This window comes from Phycicoccus sp. Soil803, assembly GCF_001429685.1.
Classification (GTDB): Bacteria; Actinomycetota; Actinomycetes; order Actinomycetales; family Dermatophilaceae; genus Pedococcus.
In genome coordinates this window covers 4,207,962-4,227,455 of sequence record NZ_LMST01000001.1, presented here as the reverse complement: position 1 = coordinate 4,227,455, position 19,494 = coordinate 4,207,962, and the positions used below count along the sequence as shown (strand labels likewise).

Here is a 19,494-nt window from a genome sequence, read left to right as displayed (position 1 = left end):
AGGTGCACCCCGCACTAGAGTCGCGAGCGTGACCGAGAACGCCACCGAAGGCTCGACGAAGTCCGACGCCCAGCTCGACGAGATCCGCGCCGGGTACTCCTTCGAAGGTGGGGCCCTGCACTTCGGTGCCGCCGTGATCGACGGCAAGGCGTATCCCGATGCGCCCGTGCGCATCCCGCTGTCGACCCTCAACCGACACGGCCTCGTGGCGGGCGCGACCGGCACGGGCAAGACGAAGACGTTGCAGCTCATGGCCGAGCAGCTCTCGGGTCAGGGCGTGCCCGTCTTCCTCGCCGACATCAAGGGTGACCTCTCCGGTCTGGCGACGGCAGGGCAGCCGAACGACAAGGTCACCGCCCGCGCGGCTGACGTGGGGCAGCAATGGGTCGGCACGGCATACCCGACCGAGTTCCTGTCGCTCGGCGGCCTCGGCAACGGCATCCCGATCCGCGCCACGATCACGTCCTTCGGGCCCACCTTGCTCTCGAAGGTGTTGGGGCTCAACGAGACCCAGGAGTCCAGCCTCGGCCTGGTCTTCCACTACGCCGACAAGAACGGCCTCGCACTCCTCGACATCAAGGACCTTCGTGAGGTCATCGCGTTCCTCAACTCCGACGAGGGCAAGGCCGACCTGAAGTCGCTCGGCGGACTGTCCTCGGCCACGGCCGGCGTCATTCTGCGCGAGCTGATCGCGTTCTCCGACCAGGGCGCTGAGGCGTTCTTCGGCGAGCCCGAGTTCGACACGCAGGACCTGCTGCGCACCGCCGCCGACGGCAAGGGGCTCGTCACGTCTCTCGAGCTGCCGGCCGTGCAGGACCGGCCCGCGCTCTTCTCCACCTTCCTCATGTGGATGCTGGCTGACCTCTTCCACGACCTGCCCGAGGTCGGTGACGTCGACAAGCCGAAGCTGGTGTTCTTCTTCGACGAGGCGCACCTGCTGTTCAACGACGCGAGCAAGGCGTTCCAGGACGCGATCGAGCAGACCGTCCGGCTGATCCGGTCGAAGGGAGTCGGTGTCTTCTTCGTGACGCAGTCGCCCAAGGACGTGCCCTCGGACGTCCTCGCCCAGCTCGGCAACCGCGTGCAGCACGCCCTGCGCGCCTTCACGCCCGACGACGCCAAGGCGCTCAAGGCCGCCGTCTCGACCTACCCCCACAGCGGCTACGACCTGGCCTCGCTGCTCACCTCGCTCGGCACCGGCGAGGCGGTCGTGACCGTGCTCTCCGAGCGGGGCGCCCCCACGCCGGTCGCGTGGACCCGCATGATCGCCCCGCAGTCGCTGATGGCGCCGTCCGACGAGGCCACCGTCAAGCAGGTCATCGCCGCGTCCGCGATCGGATCGAAGTATGCCGCGATGGTCGACCGCGAGTCCGCCTACGAGAAGCTCCAGGCCCGGCTCCAGCAGGCGCCCACGCCCGAGCAGGCGCCCGCCCCGACGCCGAAGTCCGAGGCCCCGGCACGCGCCCCTCGCCCGGCGAAGGAGGAGCCGGGCATCGTCGAGCAGGTCGTGAAGTCGAGCGCCTTCAGGTCGATGGTCCGCTCGGCCGGCACCGTCATCGGTCGCGAGATCACCCGCTCGATCTTCGGCACCGCCCGCCGCTCCCGCTAGCAGGCGTCGATCCGTGACGGGGACGCCACGGATCGACTTCGATCGCCGGTGCGGACGTCCATTGGTGGCTCGAGTGCCACAGATGGACCAGCGGTGACCGCCCCCGGCTTGGTCACCCCTCAGCCGAGGAGGGCGGCCACCAGCAGGATCACCGGCACGGCGCCGATCGTCGTGATGAGGATGGTGTCGCGGGCCAGGACGGTCGCCCGGTCGTAACGGGTGGCGTGCACGAAGATGTTCTGGGCGGTCGGGAGCGCCGAGGTGACCACGATCGCCAGGAGCGCGTGGCCGTCGACTCCCAGCACCACCGACGCCACGAACCAGGCGACCGCCGGTTGCACGAACAGCTTGAGCGACGACGTCGTGACCAGCTCCGCGATCGAGCCCGCGCGCCCGAGCCCGGGCCCCAGCCGCAGTGCGATGCCGTAGGCGACGAGCATCGAGGGGACGGCCATGTCGCCGAGCAGGCCCAGTGGCGCGGAGACCATGGTGGGCAGCGTCCACCCGGTCAGTGACAGCCCGAGTCCGATGAGGGAGCCGACGGTCAGGGGGTTCACGAACGGCTTGGTCAACAGCCGCCACCAGGAGGACCGGCCGCCGTGGGCGTCGGCGTCGAGGAAGCCCAGGGCGATGGGCTGGAACACGAGCAGCTGGAAGAGCAGCGTCGGCGCGACGAAGGCCGCATCGCCCAGGACGTAGCTGGCGACCGGGATCCCGAGGTTGCCGGCGTTGACGTAGGACGACGAGAGGGCGCCGATGGTGGTGTCGCCCATGGAGCGGTGCCAGAGGGTGCGGGCCAGCAGCACGTAGACGCCCCCGGCGACGACGACGCCGGCCGCCGAGGCGCCGAGGTTCGCGGAGAGCACCTGGTGGACGTCGGCCCGCGACAGCGTGACCACCATCAGGGCCGGGCTCGCGACGAAGAAGGCGAGCCTCGACAGCACCTGCTGCGCGCCGAGGTCGACGATCCTGAGGTGGGCCAGCAGGGCCCCCACGGCGATGACCAGGCCGATGGTGGTGAAACCGTTGAGGACTCCCTGCACCCCGTCAGGCTAGGCGGGCGAGGACAGCACGGGGCCGAGGGTCTCAAGGACCGAGGCATCCTCGATCGTGCCGGGCACCGTGGGCACCTTCCCGTCGGCCATCTCGCGCATCGTCTTGCGCAGGATCTTGCCTGACCTCGTCTTGGGCAGGGCTGTGACGACGTCGACCCGCTGCAGCGACGCGATCGCGCCGACCTCGTCGCGGACCCGCTGCTTCAGCTCCGTGCGGATGCGCTCCCCGTCGGCCGCCCCGTCGACCCCGGCCTTGAGCACCACCAGCGCCCGCGGCACCTGCCCCTTGAGGTCGTCGTGGACGCCGATCACCGCGCACTCGGCCACTGCGGGGTGCCCGGCCAGCGCCGCCTCGATCGAGCCGGTCGAGAGCCGGTGACCCGCGACGTTGAGCACGTCGTCGGTGCGACCCATCACGTAGAGGTAGCCGTCCTCGTCGACCAGGCCGCCGTCACCGGTGAGGTAGTAGCCGTCGAACGCCGACAGGTAGCCGGACACGAAGCGGTCGTCGTCGCCCCACAGGGTCGGCAGGGTGCCGGGGGGCAGCGGCAGACGGATGCAGATCGCACCCTCCTCGCCCGCGCCGAGCTCCCTGCCGCCCTCCCCGAGGATGCGCACGTCGAAGCCGGGGGCCGGCACGGTCGGCGACCCCGGTTTGATCGGCATCGGCTCGAGCCCCCGCAGGTTCGCGGCGATCGGCCAGCCGGTCTCGGTCTGCCACCAGTTGTCGACCACGGGCACCCCGAGCCGTTCGGTCGCCCACGCGTAGGTGTCCGGGTCGAGGCGCTCGCCGGCGAGGAACACCGTCTCCAGCGACGACAGGTCGTGCCCCTTCATCAGCTCGCCTTCGGGGTCATCTCGCTTGATGGCTCGGTATGCCGTGGGGGCGGTGAACATCGCCTTCACACCATGGTCGGCGATCACCTTCCAGAACGCGCTCGCATCCGGGGTGCCGACCGGTTTCCCTTCGTACAGAACGGTTGTCGCGCCGGTGAGCAGCGGTGCGTAGACGATGTAGGAGTGCCCGACCACCCAGCCGACGTCGCTGGCGGTGAACCAGGTGTCGCCCGGCCCGATGCCGTAGATGTTGCCCATCGACCAGCGCAGGGCGACCGCGTGCCCGCCGTTGTCGCGGACGATCCCCTTCGGCCGGCCCGTCGTTCCTGAGGTGTAGAGGATGTAGAGCGGGTCGGTGGCGCCGACCTCGACGCAGTCGGCGGGCTCGGCGTCGGCGACCAGCTCGTCCCAGTCGAGCTCCTCCCAGTCGGTGTCGCGCTCGCCGACGGCGGCCCGAGCCTGCTCGCGCTGCAGGACGATGACCGACTCCGGCTTGTGCGTGCTGCGGTCGAGGGCGGCGTCGAGCAGCGGCTTGTACTCGACCACCCGCGTCGGCTCGACGCCACAGCTCGCCGCGACGATGACTACTGGCTTGGCGTCCTCGACGCGGGCCGCGAGCTCGGCCGGCGCGAACCCACCGAAGACCACAGAGTGGACCGCCCCCAGTCGGGCGCAGGCGAGCATCGCGACGACGGCCTCCGGCACCATCGGCATGTAGATGACGACTCGGTCGCCCTTCTCGACGCCCAGTGACGCCAGCGCCCCGGCGAACGTCGCGACGCGGTCGAGCAACGCGGCATACGTGATGGTCTGGTGGGTGTCGGTCACCGGCGAGTCGTAGTGCAGCGCCGGCTGGTCGCCGCGCCCCGCGGCCACGTGCCGGTCGAGTGCGTTGAAGCAGGTGTTGAGGGTGCCGCCGGTGAACCATCGGTAGAACGGCGGCCGGTCGTCGTCGAGCACCCGCGGTGGCGGAGTGATCCAGTCGATCGCCTCGGCGGCCCGGCCCCAGAACGCTTCCGGGTCCTCGAGGCTCTGCCGGTATGCCGCGCGGTAGTCACCGTTGCCCATGTCGCCATCGTGGGCCACCACGCCGCGACCCGCCAGAGCCGGAGACCGAGGAGGTGCTGGTTGCGCCGCCCTTCAGGCGCGGCGCTGGGCCGGGCGGTCAGTCCTCGGGGTTGCTCTGGTAGCGGATCCAGGCGCTGGAGTCGCGGTGCCACAAGCGGACGAGCGCCCACCCGCCGACGAGCAACAGACCGAGGGCGAGGGTGCGCGCGAAGGTCCCTGCGGTGGGCAGCAGCGCGCCGGCGAAGAGGCCGAGCGACACGGGGAAGAGCACACTGGCGATGATCCGAGCCCAGCGCGACCCGCGGGCCGTCGCCCTGGCCATCGCGAGCCAGATCACGCAGCTGACGACGGCGACCGCCGTAGTCAGGCTGAGCGTGAACCGCAGGACGCCCTCGATGTCGTCGGCGGTGGCCGGCAGCTTGCCCACCGCGACCTCGTTCCGGATCGCGTCGCGCAGCTGACCGCGGGTGAGAAAGCCGCGCACGACCTCGAGCACCTCGAGCGCGGCGCCGAACTGCATCAGGCGCACGGCGTCGACGATCGACCGTGGCGGGACCAGGGGCGAGCCGGGACGCCAGGCGGTGTCGTCCGGACGGCCGTCGCCGGGACCGTCGGGGCTCAGGACGCCGCGCCAGTTGATCTGTCGGGCCATGCGGTGTGGCTCCTCCGGACGAGGCCGGTCCTTGACGGGTCGGCCTCGTCGAGCGTGGTCGACCCGTCAAGCACCCGAGCACGGGACCTGGGTTGTGGCGGAGGATAGGGGATTCGAACCCCTGAGAGCTTTCACTCAACACGCTTTCCAAGCGTGCGCACTAGGCCACTATGCGAATCCTCCGCCGAGGAGGCTACCTGAGCCGAACCCCACCACTGAAATCGCTCCCGGATGACCGGGTCGAAACGGCTCCAGCGACGGCCGACAGCTCGGTGACGACGCCGGCGGGGCGTCCGTTCGATGTAAACCCGCCGGGATGTGTCGGCGGGTTTACATCGAACCAGCCGCATCAGCGGATCAGCCTGGCCAACCGCGCCACGGATGGACCGGTGCGCGGCCGTGCCCGGGGTCGACGCCGATGATGCGCCCACCGGCGAGCGTCGTGGTCTCGTGCCGCGCGGAGCGGTCCACCGAGGTGACCGCGCGGATCGGCTCAGCGGCCCGGAACCGGTCGCGCGCCCAGTCGAAGACGGTGGAGTGTCCGTGCACCTGGCTGAAGGGCAGTGGTCGGTCCAGCCAGCTCGGCACCAGCTCGGTCGCGGCCGAGGCCCACAGCGGCCCCACGGGTCCTTCGTCGGCGGACCCGCGCAGCATGACACCCGCACGGAACACGTCGTCCGAGCCTTGCGCCGCAAGGGAGTTCAGCACGTCCGCCGCATCATCCGCCGTCCGAGGCGAGCCCAGCACGGTCTCCCAGAACTCGGCCGTCACCCCGGCATGGGTCACGAGGTGGACCTCGCCGGCCGACTCGACGGTGGCGGCCACCGCGAGCTGGCCAGAGCCCCACCACCGGCGCATCGTCTCGATCGCGTGCGCGTGGAGGCGTTCCGGCCACTCGAAGACGGGCTGCCGCAGGTACTGCATCTCGTGGTTGCCCACCAGCTGGGTCCACTGGTCAGGTTGGTGGGTGAGGTAGCCGTCCACCAGCGCGACGACCTGCTCCGAGTCCGGCCCACGGTGGACGAGGTCGCCCAGCTGGACGACCTGCAGGTCGGCCGGCAGTCGACCGGTCCCGGGATCCGCCCCGAGCCGGACGAGCTCGGCGAAGAGGGCGGTGGCGTGGCCCCCGACGTCGCCGATCACCACGCGGCGGACCGCCGTGGGTGCCGTCATGGCGCCGGTCGCGACCATTCGGCCGTCGGGAGGTACACCGACAGCCGGGTCATCCGCTTCTGGACCGAGGCGATCTCCCGGACCGCCTGCGCGACCACGCTGCGGTCCAGGGGGGACATCAGCTCCTCCGAGAAGGTGTCGGACGGTGGCTGACCGGCTTGGTGCTGCATCAGCTGGTAGCGCAGCCGGAGCCGTTGGAGCGTGTCGAACACGTCGACGAGCGTGGCGGCGCGGTCATCGGGGAGCATGGTCGACCCGGCCGCCGCCACCAGCCGGTCGCGGGTGCCGAGCGCCTGCGACCCGGCGCTCAGGGCGGCCCACCGGGCGAGGTTCACCACCGGGAGCAGGGCATGCTCCTTGACGTCGATGTCGGCCGGCCGACGCCGCAACGCGTCGCGGGTCGTCCGCAGCCTGGCCCGGTGGGCGAGCGACTCCTCCAACAGCAACCGCATGGTCCCGGGGTGCCGACGCAGCTCGGTGAACACCTGCAGCGCGGCGGGGAGCCCCGGGTCGCCCTCGATAGGACGCCCGTCGACGAGGAGCGAGGCCATGATCGCGCCCTGGTTGAGCTCGGGCGACGCCATCCACCGCAGGGCTGCGGCGCGCCACTCGGTGTTGGTCCGGGCGAACGGCTCGCGCGAAGCGGTCGCGCCGTTCCAGTCGCGGCTCAGGCCACCACGGGCCAGCACGTCGTGGACCTCCCCGAACGCGGCGCGATAGGCGGGTAGCAGGTCCACCGGGACGTCGTCGGTGAACGCCACCGCCGAGTCGACGTCGGAGCTGAGCACCGCCTCCTGGCGCCCGTTGCTGCCGAGCGAGAGCCAGGTGAAGGCGTCGCGGTCCAGCTCGGGGTGCGCGGCGAAGACGATCCGGATCGCCCGACGCACGGTCGTGTCGATGATCGCCGCGTAGAGGGCGATGACCCGTCCGGACGTGAACCCGCCCGCGAGCAGCTCGGCGAGGACGGAGGGTATGCCGCGGGCGAGCCGCGCGAGGTCGTCGACCGTCTCAGCGCGGTTGAGCTGCGCGTGCAGGGCGACATCCGCGGAGGTCGACGGCGAGGCCGCGCCCCTGGACCGCGCCGCGAGGCTCTGGGCGAGGAACCGCGCGCCCTGCCGCGACGTGAAGACAGGGGTCGCGAGGGCTCCCGGGATCCGGGCGACCCGGGTCCGGCCCGAGGCCACGGCCCGAGGCCCCACCGATCGCTCGGTCAGCATGGCGGAGAAGCCGAAGACTCCACCCGGCCCGAGGACCTCGTCCGGCACCTCGGCGAGCCGGGCCGGGTCGTTCCAGACGTCCACCCGGCCCTCGATGACGACGAAGACCTCGACCGTGGGGTCGATGAAGGCGTCGAGGACGAGGTCGCCACTGCCGTAGTCGACGACCCTGGCGGCGGCAGCGAGCTCGGCCAGACCGGCCGCCCCGAGGTGGCTGAACGGCCGGTGCTGGCCCAGGAGCTCCGCGAGCTCACCCTCGTCCAGATCAGCCTCCGACGGTCGGCGGGCTGGGGATGTCGTAGCCCGACGGCCCCACCGTCTTCTCGAGGGCGGTCTTCCATGCGCCGGAGGAGATGTACTCCTTCAGCGCCGCGTTGACCTTGTCCACCATGGCAGTGTCGCCCAGTTTCACGCCGATGCCGTAGCGCTCGTCGGTGAAGCCCTTGCCGACCACCTTGAGGATGCCCTTGTACTCCGGCTCCGCGGCATACCCGGCGAGGATGAGGTCGTCGGTCGAGACCGCGTCGACGTCACCGTTGGCGAGGTTGCGGACGCACTCGGAGTAGGTGGGCACCTGGCGCAAGGTGATCTTGCCGGCATAGTGCGCCTTGACGTAGTCGGCCGACGTCGTGCCCGACGCGGCGCACAGGATCCTGCCGTCGAGCGTCTCCGGTCCGGTGATCTCCACGTCGTTTCGTCGGATGAGCAGGTCCTGGTGGGCCACGAAGTAGGGGCCGGCGAACGACACCTCCTTCTTCCGCTCCTCCGTGATGGAGAAGGTCGCGATCACGAGGTCGACCGCGCCGCTCTGCAGGGCCGAGATGCGTTCGGCCGGGTCCACCGGTTTCCACGTGATGTTGGCCGACGGGACGCCGAGCTTCCCGGCCACGTACTGAGCCGTCTCGATGTCGAAGCCGGCGTACGTGCTGCCGGACTTCGCGCTCACGCCCGGCTCGTCGTCCGCGATCCCGATGGTGAGCTTCCCGGTGCCCCTGGCTCCGTTGTCGGTCGTGGGGACGGCCGGCGTCGACGAGCAGCCGACCAGCACGCCCACGACGAGCGACGCGGCGGCGGCGGTGACCACGGAGCGGCGACGGATGATCGACATGGGGCCTCCAGAACCCTTGCGGGACAAGGTGCGAGCCACGGTGCGGGACATCAGGACCGCCCTCCGTCGATCGCGTCGGGGTTGGCCGCCACTCGGGGCCCGTAGGTCGGTCCGTCGTCTGCCCAGACCGCCCTGAGGCGGTCGCCGGTGTTCGCGACGACCTTCGGCCTCACCACCCGCCAGCCGATCTCCAGGATCGCGAAGATGAGGGGGATCCCGATGATGACGACGACGAAGTCGGTCTTGTGCCAGAAGTACGGCGACGACTTCCACCCGGAGACGGCCATCCCGACCACCACCATCGCGAGGAAGGCGAGTCCGATGTAGCTGGTCCACGGCGACCCCGGGGCCTGGAAGGCGCTCGGGGGGATGACCCCTCGGTCGGTGAGCTGCCGAAGTCTCAGCTGGCACAGGAAGATCGTGCCCCAGGTGAAGAGCACACCGATTGCTGCGGCCTCGAGGGCGATCTCGAAGGCGTCCGGGGTCAGGGCGTTCAGCACCGCGCCGAAGACGTAGACGACGGAGGTGAAGACGATGCCGGCCCAGGGGACGCCGGACCCGCTCATCCTCAGGGTGAAGCCGGGTGCCTGCTTGGCCATGCCGAGGCTTCGCAGCACCCGGCCCGTCGAGTAGAGACCGGAGTTGAGGCTCGACATGGCCGCCACGATGAGCACGACCTGGATCAGGTCGCCCATCCAGTCGAGGCCCATCCGCCCGAAGATCGTGACGAACGGGCTGATGCCGGCCTTGAAGTCGCTCGTCGGCAGCATCGAGACGAGCAGGAAGATCGAGCCGCAGTAGAAGACCGCGATCCGGAAGATGACGGCGTTGACCGCCTTGGGCACCTCGACCTTCGGGTTCGCCATCTCGCCGGCTGCGACGCCGACCATCTCGATCGCGGCATACGCGAAGACGACACCCGACATGACGAGAATCGGTCCGTACCAAGCGAAGTCGCCACTCGCCGGCCAGAAGCCGCCGGGGTTGCCCCACAGGTTGCTCACACCGGCCTTGTGCCCGCCGATGTCCAGGCGCAGCCCCACGACGACGATCCCCACAATGAGGAAGATGATGATCGCGCCGACCTTCGCGACGGCGGCCCAGAACTCGAACTCACCGAAGGCGCGGGCCGACAGCAGGTTGACGACCAGCACGACGGCCAGCGCGATGAGCACGGTCGCCCAGGTCGGCATCGTGGGCCACCAGTGCTGGACGTAGAGCCCCACGGCGGAGAGCTCGGCAATGCCGGTGAGGGCCCAGTTCAGCCAGTACATCCAGCCCGTGATGTACGCGGCCTTCTCGCCGAAGAACTCACGCATGTAGGAGACGAACGCGCCGGAGGTGGCGCGGTGCAGCACGAGCTCCCCGAGGGCGCGCATGAGGAAGTAGGCGATGACGCCGACGAAGGCGTAGCTCAGCAGCAGGGCCGGCCCGGTGCTGTGCAGCCGGGAGGCCGATCCCAGGAACAGCCCGGTGCCGATGGCGCCACCGATGGCGATCATCTGCACGTGCCGCCGCCCGAGGGACTGCTTGTAGCCCACCTGCTCTGCGTCGAGGGAGTGGTGCGACTCCTCGGCCGCCGTCCCCGTCACGGTGTCACTCATTGGTCAACCTCTGATCTCTCGCTCGGACCGACACCCCCACCGGACCTCCCGCGGTCGCGGGCGCTGGTGACTGGACGCATCCCACCACTGCTGCCGCCAGCCCACAATTGGCAAGTTCTGTGCTCGTTTGAGGAAGCCAACGTCGACTGACGTGTGTTGACGGGCGTTGGGCTGTCGAAGCCGCAGGTCAGGGATGGTGCGCACCGAAGCAGGGGGGCTGCTGGCCGTCCGTCGGCGGCGGTGCAGGACGGGCGGCAGGTGTTCGACCCGTGGACACTTCGCGAGGTCCCGGGGGACGTGGAAGGGGGTGGCAGCCGCCCCGGGAGGGGATTGGCTGCGGCGGCGGGGGCCCGTCTACACTGGCCGCAGGCACCCCGTGTGGTGGTACCTCTCCGAACTCCCCCAGGGCAGGAATGCAGCAAGGGTAGGAGAGCTCTTCCAGGTACGCGGGGTGTCCCTTTTGTGCCGGACGCGCGTCAGGTGCGGTGGCCCTCGTCGAGCAGCCTGACCCGGCGCCGCCCGAACGCGACGGCGGCATACGAGGCGAGCACCAGGACCATGAGGGCGTTCGAGGCGGTCGACCTCGTCAGCAGCGCGGTCGCGGCGACGCCGCCGATGATGGTGAGCAGCAGCGGCCGGGAGTACCAGAACGCCACCGACACCACGGCCGAGCCCGGTGAGAACAGGCTGACCGGCGGCAGTCCCCGGAACGCCGCCATGAGGTGGCCCCCGGCCACGAGCGCCACCATCGCCAGCGGCCAGACCAGAGCGGCGAAGCCGGCCCCCGGCGTCGTGAGGACGACGGCGACCCCGGTCAGGAGCGCGACCACCGAGTAGAGCGCCGAGGGCGTCACCAGGTGGGCCAACGCCTCCCTGCCGTACGCGAGCCCGATCAGCGGCGGCGTGCCGGCGTTGTCACCCTGCAGCCGCAGCCCTTCGGACCAGGCCCCGTAGCCCAGGTAGCACGAGACGGTGCCGACGAACGCGACGATGTTCGGCACGCCGGGGATGGTCGCGTGGGCGAGAGACCAGCAGCCTGCGGCGACGAGGACGAGGCCGACGACCAGGGCGCCGGGCGCGCGCCGGAGCCCCAACAGGTCGCGGCCGGCCAGCACCGCGACCGGCCCGCGGGCCCGGAGCCTGGTCCGCCGCAGGCGCGTCGACGGGGAGGCGACGTCGAGCCGGGCCGCGCGCAGGTCGCCGGCCAGCACCGCACCACCCATCGTCACCGCCCGCGACGACTGGGTCCGCAACCCGACGTGGTGCAGCGCCCGCAACGACCGGGCGCCCCGCAGCACCGTCGAGGCACCGCGTGGTCCGGTCGGCCACGACCGCACCTGCCCCCACAGCCACGACCCGGCGAACCCGAGCCCCACCACCAGGCCACCCAGGCTCGACGGCAGCAGCGCCCACGGCGAGGACACGTCCGCGACGACCATGCCGGTGCCGACGACCGCGCCGGTGAGCAGGCCACCGATGAGGCAGCCGAGCAGGCTCAGCCGCCACCAGCGACGCAGCACCACGGCGCGGTCGAGCGAGCTGACGGCGACGTGGTCGAGGTAGGGCAGGTCCGGCACCACCGGTCCGCGGAGCGATCCCAGCCGGTGCCCGACCAGCCACACGGCGGCGACGAGGACGCCCACGACCAGCACGCCCCGGGCCCCGGTCAGGTGCCGCGAGAGCCAGGCCGGGTCGACGAACATGAAGAACGCCCGCGACGCCGGCACCCCGTAGGTGAGGGCGGCGATCACGGCGACGTACGCGGCATACACGACGTTGCCGTTGCCCCCCTCGGGCAAGCCGCCGCGGATCACCCGACGCGCCTGGTCGAGGCGCTCGCGGTCGCTCGTGGGCCCGGCCTCCTGGGTCGGCGTCGAGCTCACGGGGCGACCACGTCGACGACGCGGTCGGCGATCGCGGCCGTCATCTCGGGGTCGTGGCAGGCCACCACGAGCGCGTCACCAGCCGCCTTGCGAGCCACCAGGATCTCGGTGAGCAGGCCGCGCTTGTGGGTGTCGAGGCGCTGCTCGGGCTCGTCGAGGAGCAGCACCCGGGAAGGGCGGAACAGCACCAGCGCGAGGTGGAAGAGGTGCTGCTGACCCGACGACAGCTCGTGCGGGAACCGCTCGGAGAGGTGGTCGATCTCGAGGCTGACGAGCAGATCGTCGGCCCGCTCGTCCGCGGTGCCGATCGCGCCGCCCCACGTGGAGTCGATCAGGACGAGGTGGTCGACCACAGTGAGGTCGCGGTATGCCGTGGGGTACCCGATCAGCGCGGCCACCCGGGCGCGGGTGCCCGGGTGGCGTTCGTCGATGGAGCCGCCGTCGAGGGTCGCGCTGCCCTCGGACGCCTCGAGAGTGCCTGCCAGGATGCGCAGGAGGGTCGTCTTGCCGCTGCCGTTCTCACCCCGGACCACGACGCACTCGCCCGAGGAGACCACGAGGTCGATGGGGGACAGGAGCACGTTCCCGTCGATGTGCTTGCCGACCCCGTTCGCCTCGAGCCGGATGGGTGCAGCGCTCTCGGACCCGCCGGGGGGCGGCTTGGTGGTGTCGTGTCTGCGGCGTGCGAACATCTGCCTCCCTCGTCCGCGCCAGTCTGCCACCGGGCTCGTCCCGCGCCCGCCGGGGCCGGGGTGAGGGGCTGTGGAGGGGCTGTGGGAGGGGGACGCGGATGTCATCCGGGGCGACTAGGGTTCCCGAGGTGAGCACCGCCCTGTACCGCCGCTACCGGCCCGAGTCCTTCGCCGACGTGATCGGTCAGGAGCACGTCACCGAGCCGCTCATGCAGGCGCTGCGCACGGGCCGGGTCAACCACGCCTACCTGTTCTCCGGTCCGCGAGGCTGTGGCAAGACGACCAGCGCCCGCATCCTGGCCCGCTGCCTCAACTGCGAGCAGGGCCCGACGCCGACCCCCTGCGGCACCTGCGACTCCTGCGTCGCGCTGGCCCGCGGTGGCGCCGGCAGCGTCGACGTCATCGAGATCGACGCGGCCAGCCACGGTGGGGTCGACGACGCCCGGGACCTGCGCGAGCGGGCGTCCTACGGTCCGGCCCAGAGCCGCTACAAGATCTACATCATCGACGAGGCCCACATGGTCACGCCGCAGGGCTTCAACGCCCTCCTCAAGATCGTCGAGGAGCCGCCGGAGCACGTGAAGTTCGTCTTCGCGACGACCGAGCCCGAGAAGGTCATCGGCACCATCCGCTCCCGCACCCACCACTACCCGTTCCGCCTCGTGCCGCCCGGCCAGCTGTCCGACTACATGGCCTCGCTCTGCCAGCAGGAGGGGGTCGCCGTCGCGCCGGGCGTGCTGTCCTTCGTGACCCGCGCGGGCGGCGGGTCGGTGCGTGACTCGCTCTCGGTGCTCGACCAGCTGATCGCGGGCTCGGGCGACGAGGGCCTCACCTACGAAGGGGCCGCGGCGCTGCTCGGGTTCACCGACGCCGAGCTGCTCGACGCGATCATCGACGCGTTCGCGGCCGCCGATGCCTCGGGTGTCTTCCACCAGGTCGACCGGGTCATCGAGACCGGGCTCGACCCGCGCCGGTTCGTCGAGGACCTGCTCGAGCGCCTGCGTGACCTCATCGTCGTGGCCGCTGTCCCCGACGGCGCCTCGTCGGTGCTGCGCGGCGTGCCCGAGGACCAGCTCGAGCGGATGCGCCAACAGTCCGCAGCGTTCGGCGGGGGTGCCCTGTCGCGGGCGGCCGACATCGTCAACGCCGGGCTCACCGAGATGACCGGCGCCACCGCGCCGCGGCTCCAGCTCGAGCTGATCTGCGCGCGCGTCCTGCTCCCCGCCGCCTCCGGCGAGAGTGGGTATGCCGCCCGGCTCGACCGCCTCGAACGCCGCCTCGACGTGGAGGGCGTGCCGTCAGCCGCTCGCGCGGCTGCGCCGACCGCGCCGGCACCCGCTGCCGCACCTGCTCAGGTTGCCGCACCGGTTTCGCAGGCCGCTCCGGTTTCGCAGGCCGCTCCGGAGACCGCCGCTCCCTCCTCCAGCGCCCCGGCGGAGGCGACGCCCGCACCGCAGGACGCCCCGCCCGAACAGGGTGCCGGTGGGTCACCCGAGCCGGCCGAAGCCGAGCCAGCAGCCGCTGCGCCCGTGGCGCCCCAGCCGGTCGCCGAGCCGGTCGCCCCCGCCGAGCCGGCTGCGCCCGCCGCTGCGGACGCCGGACCGGTGGCGGAGCCCGCGCCGGCCTCTGCGGGTGGGCAGCCGGGAGCCATCGCCGGTGGCCTGGACGTCGCGGCCATCCGGCGCGCCTGGCCAGACATCCTCGGCTGGATCTTCAAGCACAAGCGCACGACCTGGACGCTGCTGTCCGAGCACGCCACCGTCCACGACTACGACGGCTCCAAGGTGGTGCTCGGCATCTCCACCGTCGGCATCGCCAACACCTTCCGCCACGGTCCGCACGCCGACCTGGTGCGCCAGGCCCTGATCGACGTCCTCGGCGTGGACGCCCGCGTCGAGGGCATCCCGACTCCAGATGCTGGGCAGTCCGCCCCGAGCGGGGAGTCCCACCCGACCGTCGTCCCGGCCAACCGCTACCCGTCCGACGACCCGGCAGTGAAGGGTGACAACCCGGCGCCATCGGGCGGCCGAGGAGGCAGCACCGATCGCGGTGCGGCGGGCAGCGGAGCCGGCCCCGCGGCATACGCCGGGATCGCGGCCTCGAGCCCGCCCCCGGAGACCGGCGGCGGCTGGGCGACCGCGTCGTCGGGTCCGTCCAGCGGCCCGAGCTGGGCCAGTGACGACGCCCCGGGGGGTCCGGCCACGGCGGCTGCGCCCGAGCCCGGTGCGCCCGCCGAGCCGGGCACGGGCTCGAGGCTGGCCGCCGCGAAGGCCGCGGTGGCGGCGGAGGCACCGGCTCGCACCCCTGACACCTACGTCGCCGACGACAGTGCGGCCAGCACCGACGACGAGGACATCGCCGAGCTCGGCGAGGTGGGCCGCCCCGTGATCGAGCGGCTCCTCGGCGGCAAGGTCATCGACGAAGGACCCTGACCGCGGCGATGGGCGAACACCTTGACGGGTGGTCGACCAGCTCACCGTGGTCGGGGCTGGCTGCGGGGCTGCGCGAGCGAGTCCGGGGCGGCGTCGTGGGTGGTGACACCCCGAGGGCATAGGCTCACCGATGTGTATGAAGGTGTGGTCCAGGACCTGATCGACGAGCTCGGCCGGCTGCCCGGCGTGGGCCCCAAGAGTGCCCAGCGGATCGCCTTCCACCTGCTGCAGGCCGACGCGATCGACGTCAAGCGCCTGGTCGAGGTGCTCACCGAGGTGAAGGCCAAGGTGCGGTTCTGCGAGACCTGCGGGAACGTTGCAGAGTCCGAGCAGTGCCGCATCTGCGCCGACCCACGCCGGGACGGCACTGCGATCTGCGTCGTCGAGGAGCCCAAGGACGTGGTGGCCATCGAACGCACTCGCGAGTTCCGCGGTCGCTACCACGTGCTCGGCGGGGCGATCAGCCCGATCGACGGCGTCGGCCCCGACGACCTGCGCATCAAGGAGCTGATGACCCGGCTCGCGTCCGCCGAGGTCACCGAGGTCATCATCGCCACCGACCCCAACCTCGAGGGCGAGGCGACGGCGAGCTACCTCGCCCGGTTCCTGCGTCCGATGGGTCTGCGGGTCACCCGGCTCGCCTCGGGCCTGCCCGTCGGTGGCGACCTGGAGTATGCCGACGAGGTCACCCTCGGTCGCGCGTTCGAAGGCAGGAGGCTTCTCGATGTCTGACGACCTGCAGGTGCTGGCCGACGAGTCGGCCCTCGACGCCCGGGCCTACCTCACGACGTTGACCGAGGTCGCGTCGGGCTCGGCTCCCGACGCGGCCATCCCGATGACGCTGTTGGCCCTGTCGCAGGTGCTGGTCATGGGCGCGCGGCTCGGGGCGATCGAGGACATCGTGCCGGTCGAGCGGTTCGAGACGGACACCGTGGAGGCCGAGCTCGACCCCTTGCGCACGGGGGTGGCCAACCTCTTCGAGGGTCTGGATGAGTACGCCGACCTGGTCGACCCCGTCACCTCGACCGAGCTGACGACCGGCTCGCTCTCCAACGACATCACGGTGGTCGCCGGCGCGCTCTCGCACGGCCTGCGGCACTACGACCAGGGGCGCATCTCGGAAGCGCTGTGGTGGTGGCAGTTCAGCTACCTGTCCGACTGGGGTGAGCGGGCCGCCTCCGCCCTGCGGGTGCTCCAGTCCCTGCTCGGCCACATCCGGCTCGACGCCGACGAGGAGACCATCTCCGAGGCCGAGTTCGACGCCCTCCACCCCTGACCCGCTGGCCTGACCCAGGTCACACCTTCGGGCTGGGGGTCACCATGGCAGACGGGCGTCGTGGGCGGCGGGATTAGTCCAATCGACGGTTCGCAGTGCGGGCCGTCGAGGGGATCGTGGGCACCGCAGGGACGACTGAAGGGAAGTCCCATGAGGAAGTTGCTGATCTCTGCCTGTGGCGTCCTGGCCCTGGCCTTCGCGATGGCCCTGCCGGCCCAGGCCGCACCGTTGGAGCGCGAAAACTACAGCGGCTCCGACTCCTTCGACTTCGACGACTGTGGCCCGCTCATCCACGAGGAGGTCACCTTCGAAGGAGTGTTCATGCTCAAGGCGCCGACCAAGCCGGGCTACCCGCCGCGGTACTTCGACAACTACGACGTCCAGGAGGTCCTCACCGCCAACGGCAGGACCATGACGATCGACCACCAGGGTCTGTACAAGGACCTGCACGCGACCCTGATCTCGGGCACGACCTACCGCTTCGAGGCCATGGAGTCGGGCCAGCCGTTCGTGGCTCGTGACGAGACCGGTGCGATCCTCTTCCGCGACCACGGCCTCCTCAAGACCACGTTCGTCGATGACACCAAGGGCGACAACGACCTCGACAACGACGTGTTCATCGAGGGCAGCTTCGAGCTGCTGGCCGACCACGGCAGCCACCCGGCGTTCTACGTCGACTTCTGCGAGGTGCTCGCCGACTACTTCGGCTGACCTCGACGCCACGAAGGCTCGAGCGACGGGAGGTATGCCGCGTGGCCACCCCGGCCACGCGGCATACCGTCTCGCTGTGGTGCGCCGTCAGGCGATGCGGGTGCCGTTGGGCAGCCGCCGGATCGGCGTCCTGAGCCGGCGGCCGGCCAGGACCGTCGCACCCGCACCGGCCACGAGCAGGAAGGCCAGCCCGTAGGGCCAGACCGGCGCGGTGTCGAGGGCCTTCGAGAGCGGGTCGTCGACGCCCTCGTCCGAGCCCTGCATCGGCTCGTTGACGATGTAGCCGGTGCACTCGTCGTGCACGTCGCTCGGCCCGTTGCGGGCGGCTCGGACGCCGGCGCTGATCCACCGCATAGGGGTGAACCCGCTGGCGTACAGGCCGTTGTCCTTGCGTGCCTCCGAGGGTGCGGCGTCGGCCACGACCACGAACGGGTTCAGCGGCAGCATCCACCAGATCCGCTCGGTGTGCGCGACCGTCGAGGTCCGGGTGAACGTGGTGCAGTCCGCGCGGGTCGGCTGGCGCTGGCTCTTCTGGATCTCCTCGAGCTGCTCGGGGGTCAGGTTGGGGTCGGCAGGGTCGAAGGCCGGCGGCTGGTGCTGCTCCCACCAGGTGTCCGGGATGCCGTAGACCTGCTGCGTCTCCTGCTGCGTCACGAGGAACGCGCTCAGCCCGAACCCGATGGTCGTGCCGAAGACGAGCGCGCCCATCGTCAGGTAGGTGAGCACCGCCGAGGAGACCGGGCGGGCCGTGAGCGTCGAGAACATCAGGCCGATGGCGCAGACGACTGCCAGCACGAGCACCAGCACGAACAGCGACAGCACGATCCGGCCGCCGGAGACACCGCCCTCGGCCCACGCCCACGCCAGGAACGGCAGCGCGGTCGCCAGGAACGCCAGCGCGACCACCCACGCGGACAGCAGCTTGCCGAGCGCGATGTCCCACTCGGTGAGCAGGGTCGTCTGGAGGGTGGCGAGCACGCCGTGCTCGCGGTCGCCGTTCACCGAGGTCGCTGTGAGCGACGGGACGATGAGCATCGACAGTCCGAGGACGAAGAACACGACGATGTCGTACATCGCCGAGCCCGACTGGAGGTCGGGGTCGTTGGTGGCCCAGTAGGACAGGAAGCTGATGCCCGCGATGAGCAGCACCCAGATCCCGAAGACGATCGGCCACCGCGACGTGCGCAGGCGCTGGCGCAGCTCGAGGGCGGCGATGGTCTTGATCCCGTGCCAGCTCATCGCCGGTCCTCCGTCGCTGCGAGGTAGGCGGACTCGAGGGCCCCCTGGCTCGGGGCGAACGCGATCACGCGGATGCCGTCTCCGACCAGGTCGGCCAGCAGGCGGGCTGCGTTCTCCTCGCCGGCGACCTCCACCTCGGTGAGCCCGCCACCGACCTTGGTGGCGGGGACGTGTCTCTCCTCGAGCCAGCTGGAGAGCCGTTCGGGGTCGAGCGAGTCGATCCGCCACGACGCCGTGGCGGTCGCGATGAACCCAGCGTCGAGGCTCTGCGTCTCCAGGCTGCGCCCCCGCGCCACGATGACGGCGCGGTCGGCCACCTCCTGCAGCTCGGTGAGGATGTGGCTCGAGACCAGCACGGTCTTGCCCTGGGCGGCCAGGCCTCGGAGCACGTCCCGCAGCTCGATGCGGCTGCGCGGGTCGAGCCCGGACGCCGGCTCGTCGAGCAGCAGGACCGAGGGGTCGTTGATCAGCGCGCGGGCCAGGCCGAGCCGCTGCTTCTGCCCTCGCGACAGGACGCGGGCGCGCCGGTCCGCGAGGTCGTCCAGGTGCACGGTGTGCAGCAGCTCGTCGGCGCGGGTGCGCGCCTGGTCGGGCGCGATCCGGTATGCCGCGGCGATGGTCAGCAGCACCTCGCGCACCGTCAGCGCGTCCCAGGTGCCGAAGCCGTCGGGCATCCAGCCGATCTTCGCCCGGACCTCGGTCGGCTGGGTGACCGGGTCGAGCCCGTCAACCTTGATCTGCCCGTGGTCGGGGACCAGCAGCGTCGCCAACATCAGCAACAGCGTCGTCTTGCCGGAACCGTTGGGACCGATGAGGGCGGTGACCTCGCCCGGTTCAGCCGTGAGGCTGATGTCCTCCACGGCGAGCACGTCCCCGAACGCCCGCCGCACCCCCTGCACCTCGATGCTCATGCGCGAAGGCTAGCGGCGCAGCCACCC

The 19,494-nt window shown here is 71.2% G+C and carries 16 protein-coding genes, 1 tRNA gene and 1 other RNA gene; 6 read left to right on the top strand and 12 right to left on the bottom strand.

What is annotated here, in order from left to right; all coding sequences use genetic code 11:
* The first annotated feature begins 28 nt into the window (after positions 1-28).
* Positions 29-1,609, top strand: coding sequence for a helicase HerA-like domain-containing protein (locus ASG95_RS19635; protein WP_057378546.1), 1,581 nt, complete (start codon positions 29-31; stop codon positions 1,607-1,609).
* Between the two features lie 119 nt (positions 1,610-1,728).
* Here ASG95_RS19635 and ASG95_RS19630 read toward each other — a convergent pair whose 3' ends face one another.
* From ASG95_RS19630 to ASG95_RS19595, 8 genes are all read right to left on the bottom strand, one after another.
* The gene (locus ASG95_RS19630; protein ID WP_057378545.1) at positions 1,729-2,652 is read right to left on the bottom strand and encodes an AEC family transporter; all 924 of its coding nucleotides are present in this window, start codon (positions 2,650-2,652) and stop codon (positions 1,729-1,731) included.
* Positions 2,653-2,661: 9 nt separating this feature from the next.
* Positions 2,662-4,569, bottom strand: a complete 1,908-nt coding sequence (locus ASG95_RS19625; protein WP_057378544.1) for a propionyl-CoA synthetase — start codon at positions 4,567-4,569, stop codon at positions 2,662-2,664.
* 97 nt (positions 4,570-4,666) lie between these two features.
* Complete coding sequence (locus ASG95_RS19620) at positions 4,667-5,221, bottom strand: hypothetical protein (RefSeq protein ID WP_057378543.1); 555 nt, start codon at positions 5,219-5,221, stop codon at positions 4,667-4,669.
* Positions 5,222-5,316: 95 nt separating this feature from the next.
* Positions 5,317-5,404 (bottom strand) — tRNA-Ser (locus tag ASG95_RS19615).
* Positions 5,405-5,578: 174 nt separating this feature from the next.
* Positions 5,579-6,394, bottom strand: a complete 816-nt coding sequence (locus ASG95_RS19610; protein ID WP_157582299.1) for a metallophosphoesterase — start codon at positions 6,392-6,394, stop codon at positions 5,579-5,581.
* Positions 6,391-7,695 (bottom strand): putative nucleotidyltransferase substrate binding domain-containing protein, encoded by a 1,305-nt coding sequence (locus ASG95_RS19605; RefSeq protein WP_057378541.1) that lies wholly within the window; start codon positions 7,693-7,695, stop codon positions 6,391-6,393. Before ASG95_RS19605 ends, ASG95_RS19610 begins: the two co-directional genes overlap by 4 nt.
* Positions 7,696-7,876: 181 nt before the next feature.
* On the bottom strand, positions 7,877-8,719 hold the full coding sequence (locus ASG95_RS19600) for a glutamate ABC transporter substrate-binding protein (RefSeq protein WP_082592914.1): 843 nt from the start codon (positions 8,717-8,719) through the stop codon (positions 7,877-7,879).
* Between the two features lie 50 nt (positions 8,720-8,769).
* Positions 8,770-10,323 (bottom strand): amino acid permease, encoded by a 1,554-nt coding sequence (locus ASG95_RS19595; RefSeq protein WP_057378540.1) that lies wholly within the window; start codon positions 10,321-10,323, stop codon positions 8,770-8,772.
* A 365-nt stretch (positions 10,324-10,688) separates the two neighbouring features.
* Between ASG95_RS19595 and ffs the strand changes: the two genes are divergently transcribed.
* Positions 10,689-10,787, top strand: an RNA gene (ffs, locus tag ASG95_RS21060) — signal recognition particle sRNA small type.
* Between the two features lie 12 nt (positions 10,788-10,799).
* Here the strand turns inward: ffs and ASG95_RS19590 are convergent.
* A complete protein-coding gene (locus ASG95_RS19590; RefSeq protein WP_057378539.1) occupies positions 10,800-12,206 on the bottom strand; it encodes a hypothetical protein in 1,407 nt (468 codons plus the stop codon).
* Positions 12,203-12,898: an ATP-binding cassette domain-containing protein gene (locus tag ASG95_RS19585; protein WP_082592912.1), complete on the bottom strand. Its 696-nt coding sequence runs from the start codon at positions 12,896-12,898 to the stop codon at positions 12,203-12,205. Before ASG95_RS19585 ends, ASG95_RS19590 begins: the two co-directional genes overlap by 4 nt.
* A gap of 128 nt (positions 12,899-13,026) precedes the next feature.
* On the opposite strand from ASG95_RS19585, the gene ASG95_RS19580 reads away from it, so the two are divergent.
* From ASG95_RS19580 to ASG95_RS19565, 4 genes are all read left to right on the top strand, one after another.
* Positions 13,027-15,330 (top strand): DNA polymerase III subunit gamma and tau, encoded by a 2,304-nt coding sequence (locus ASG95_RS19580; RefSeq protein WP_057378538.1) that lies wholly within the window; start codon positions 13,027-13,029, stop codon positions 15,328-15,330.
* A 132-nt stretch (positions 15,331-15,462) separates the two neighbouring features.
* Positions 15,463-16,062: a recombination mediator RecR gene (gene recR / locus ASG95_RS19575; RefSeq protein WP_056921597.1), complete on the top strand. Its 600-nt coding sequence runs from the start codon at positions 15,463-15,465 to the stop codon at positions 16,060-16,062.
* Entirely contained in the window at positions 16,055-16,606 is a 552-nt protein-coding gene (locus ASG95_RS19570; RefSeq protein WP_056921598.1) for a DUF5063 domain-containing protein, read from the top strand. Before recR ends, ASG95_RS19570 begins: the two co-directional genes overlap by 8 nt.
* 150 nt (positions 16,607-16,756) lie before the next feature.
* Positions 16,757-17,317, top strand: a complete 561-nt coding sequence (locus ASG95_RS19565) for a hypothetical protein (protein WP_057378537.1) — start codon at positions 16,757-16,759, stop codon at positions 17,315-17,317.
* Between the two features lie 87 nt (positions 17,318-17,404).
* On the opposite strand, the gene ASG95_RS19560 is transcribed toward ASG95_RS19565, so the two are convergent.
* Positions 17,405-18,556: an ABC transporter permease gene (locus ASG95_RS19560; RefSeq protein ID WP_057378536.1), complete on the bottom strand. Its 1,152-nt coding sequence runs from the start codon at positions 18,554-18,556 to the stop codon at positions 17,405-17,407.
* On the bottom strand, positions 18,553-19,467 hold the full coding sequence (locus ASG95_RS19555) for an ABC transporter ATP-binding protein (RefSeq protein WP_057378535.1): 915 nt from the start codon (positions 19,465-19,467) through the stop codon (positions 18,553-18,555). Before ASG95_RS19555 ends, ASG95_RS19560 begins: the two co-directional genes overlap by 4 nt.
* Between the last annotated feature and the right edge of the window lie 27 nt (positions 19,468-19,494).

Excerpts from the sequence above, each read along its gene's own strand:
- ASG95_RS19555 (WP_057378535.1), bottom strand. The coding sequence starts at position 19,467 with ATGAGCATCGAGGTGCAGGGGGTGCGGCGGGCGTTCGGGGACGTGCTC.
- ASG95_RS19570 (WP_056921598.1), top strand. The coding sequence starts at position 16,055 with ATGTCTGACGACCTGCAGGTGCTGGCCGACGAGTCGGCCCTCGACGCC.
- ASG95_RS19565 (WP_057378537.1), top strand. The coding sequence starts at position 16,757 with ATGAGGAAGTTGCTGATCTCTGCCTGTGGCGTCCTGGCCCTGGCCTTC.
- ASG95_RS19595 (WP_057378540.1), bottom strand. The coding sequence starts at position 10,323 with ATGAGTGACACCGTGACGGGGACGGCGGCCGAGGAGTCGCACCACTCC.
- ASG95_RS19560 (WP_057378536.1), bottom strand. The coding sequence starts at position 18,556 with ATGAGCTGGCACGGGATCAAGACCATCGCCGCCCTCGAGCTGCGCCAG.
- ASG95_RS19585 (WP_082592912.1), bottom strand. The coding sequence starts at position 12,898 with ATGTTCGCACGCCGCAGACACGACACCACCAAGCCGCCCCCCGGCGGG.
- ASG95_RS19610 (WP_157582299.1), bottom strand. The coding sequence starts at position 6,394 with ATGACGGCACCCACGGCGGTCCGCCGCGTGGTGATCGGCGACGTCGGG.
- ASG95_RS19620 (WP_057378543.1), bottom strand. The coding sequence starts at position 5,221 with ATGGCCCGACAGATCAACTGGCGCGGCGTCCTGAGCCCCGACGGTCCC.
- ASG95_RS19600 (WP_082592914.1), bottom strand. The coding sequence starts at position 8,719 with ATGTCGATCATCCGTCGCCGCTCCGTGGTCACCGCCGCCGCCGCGTCG.
- ASG95_RS19625 (WP_057378544.1), bottom strand. The coding sequence starts at position 4,569 with ATGGGCAACGGTGACTACCGCGCGGCATACCGGCAGAGCCTCGAGGAC.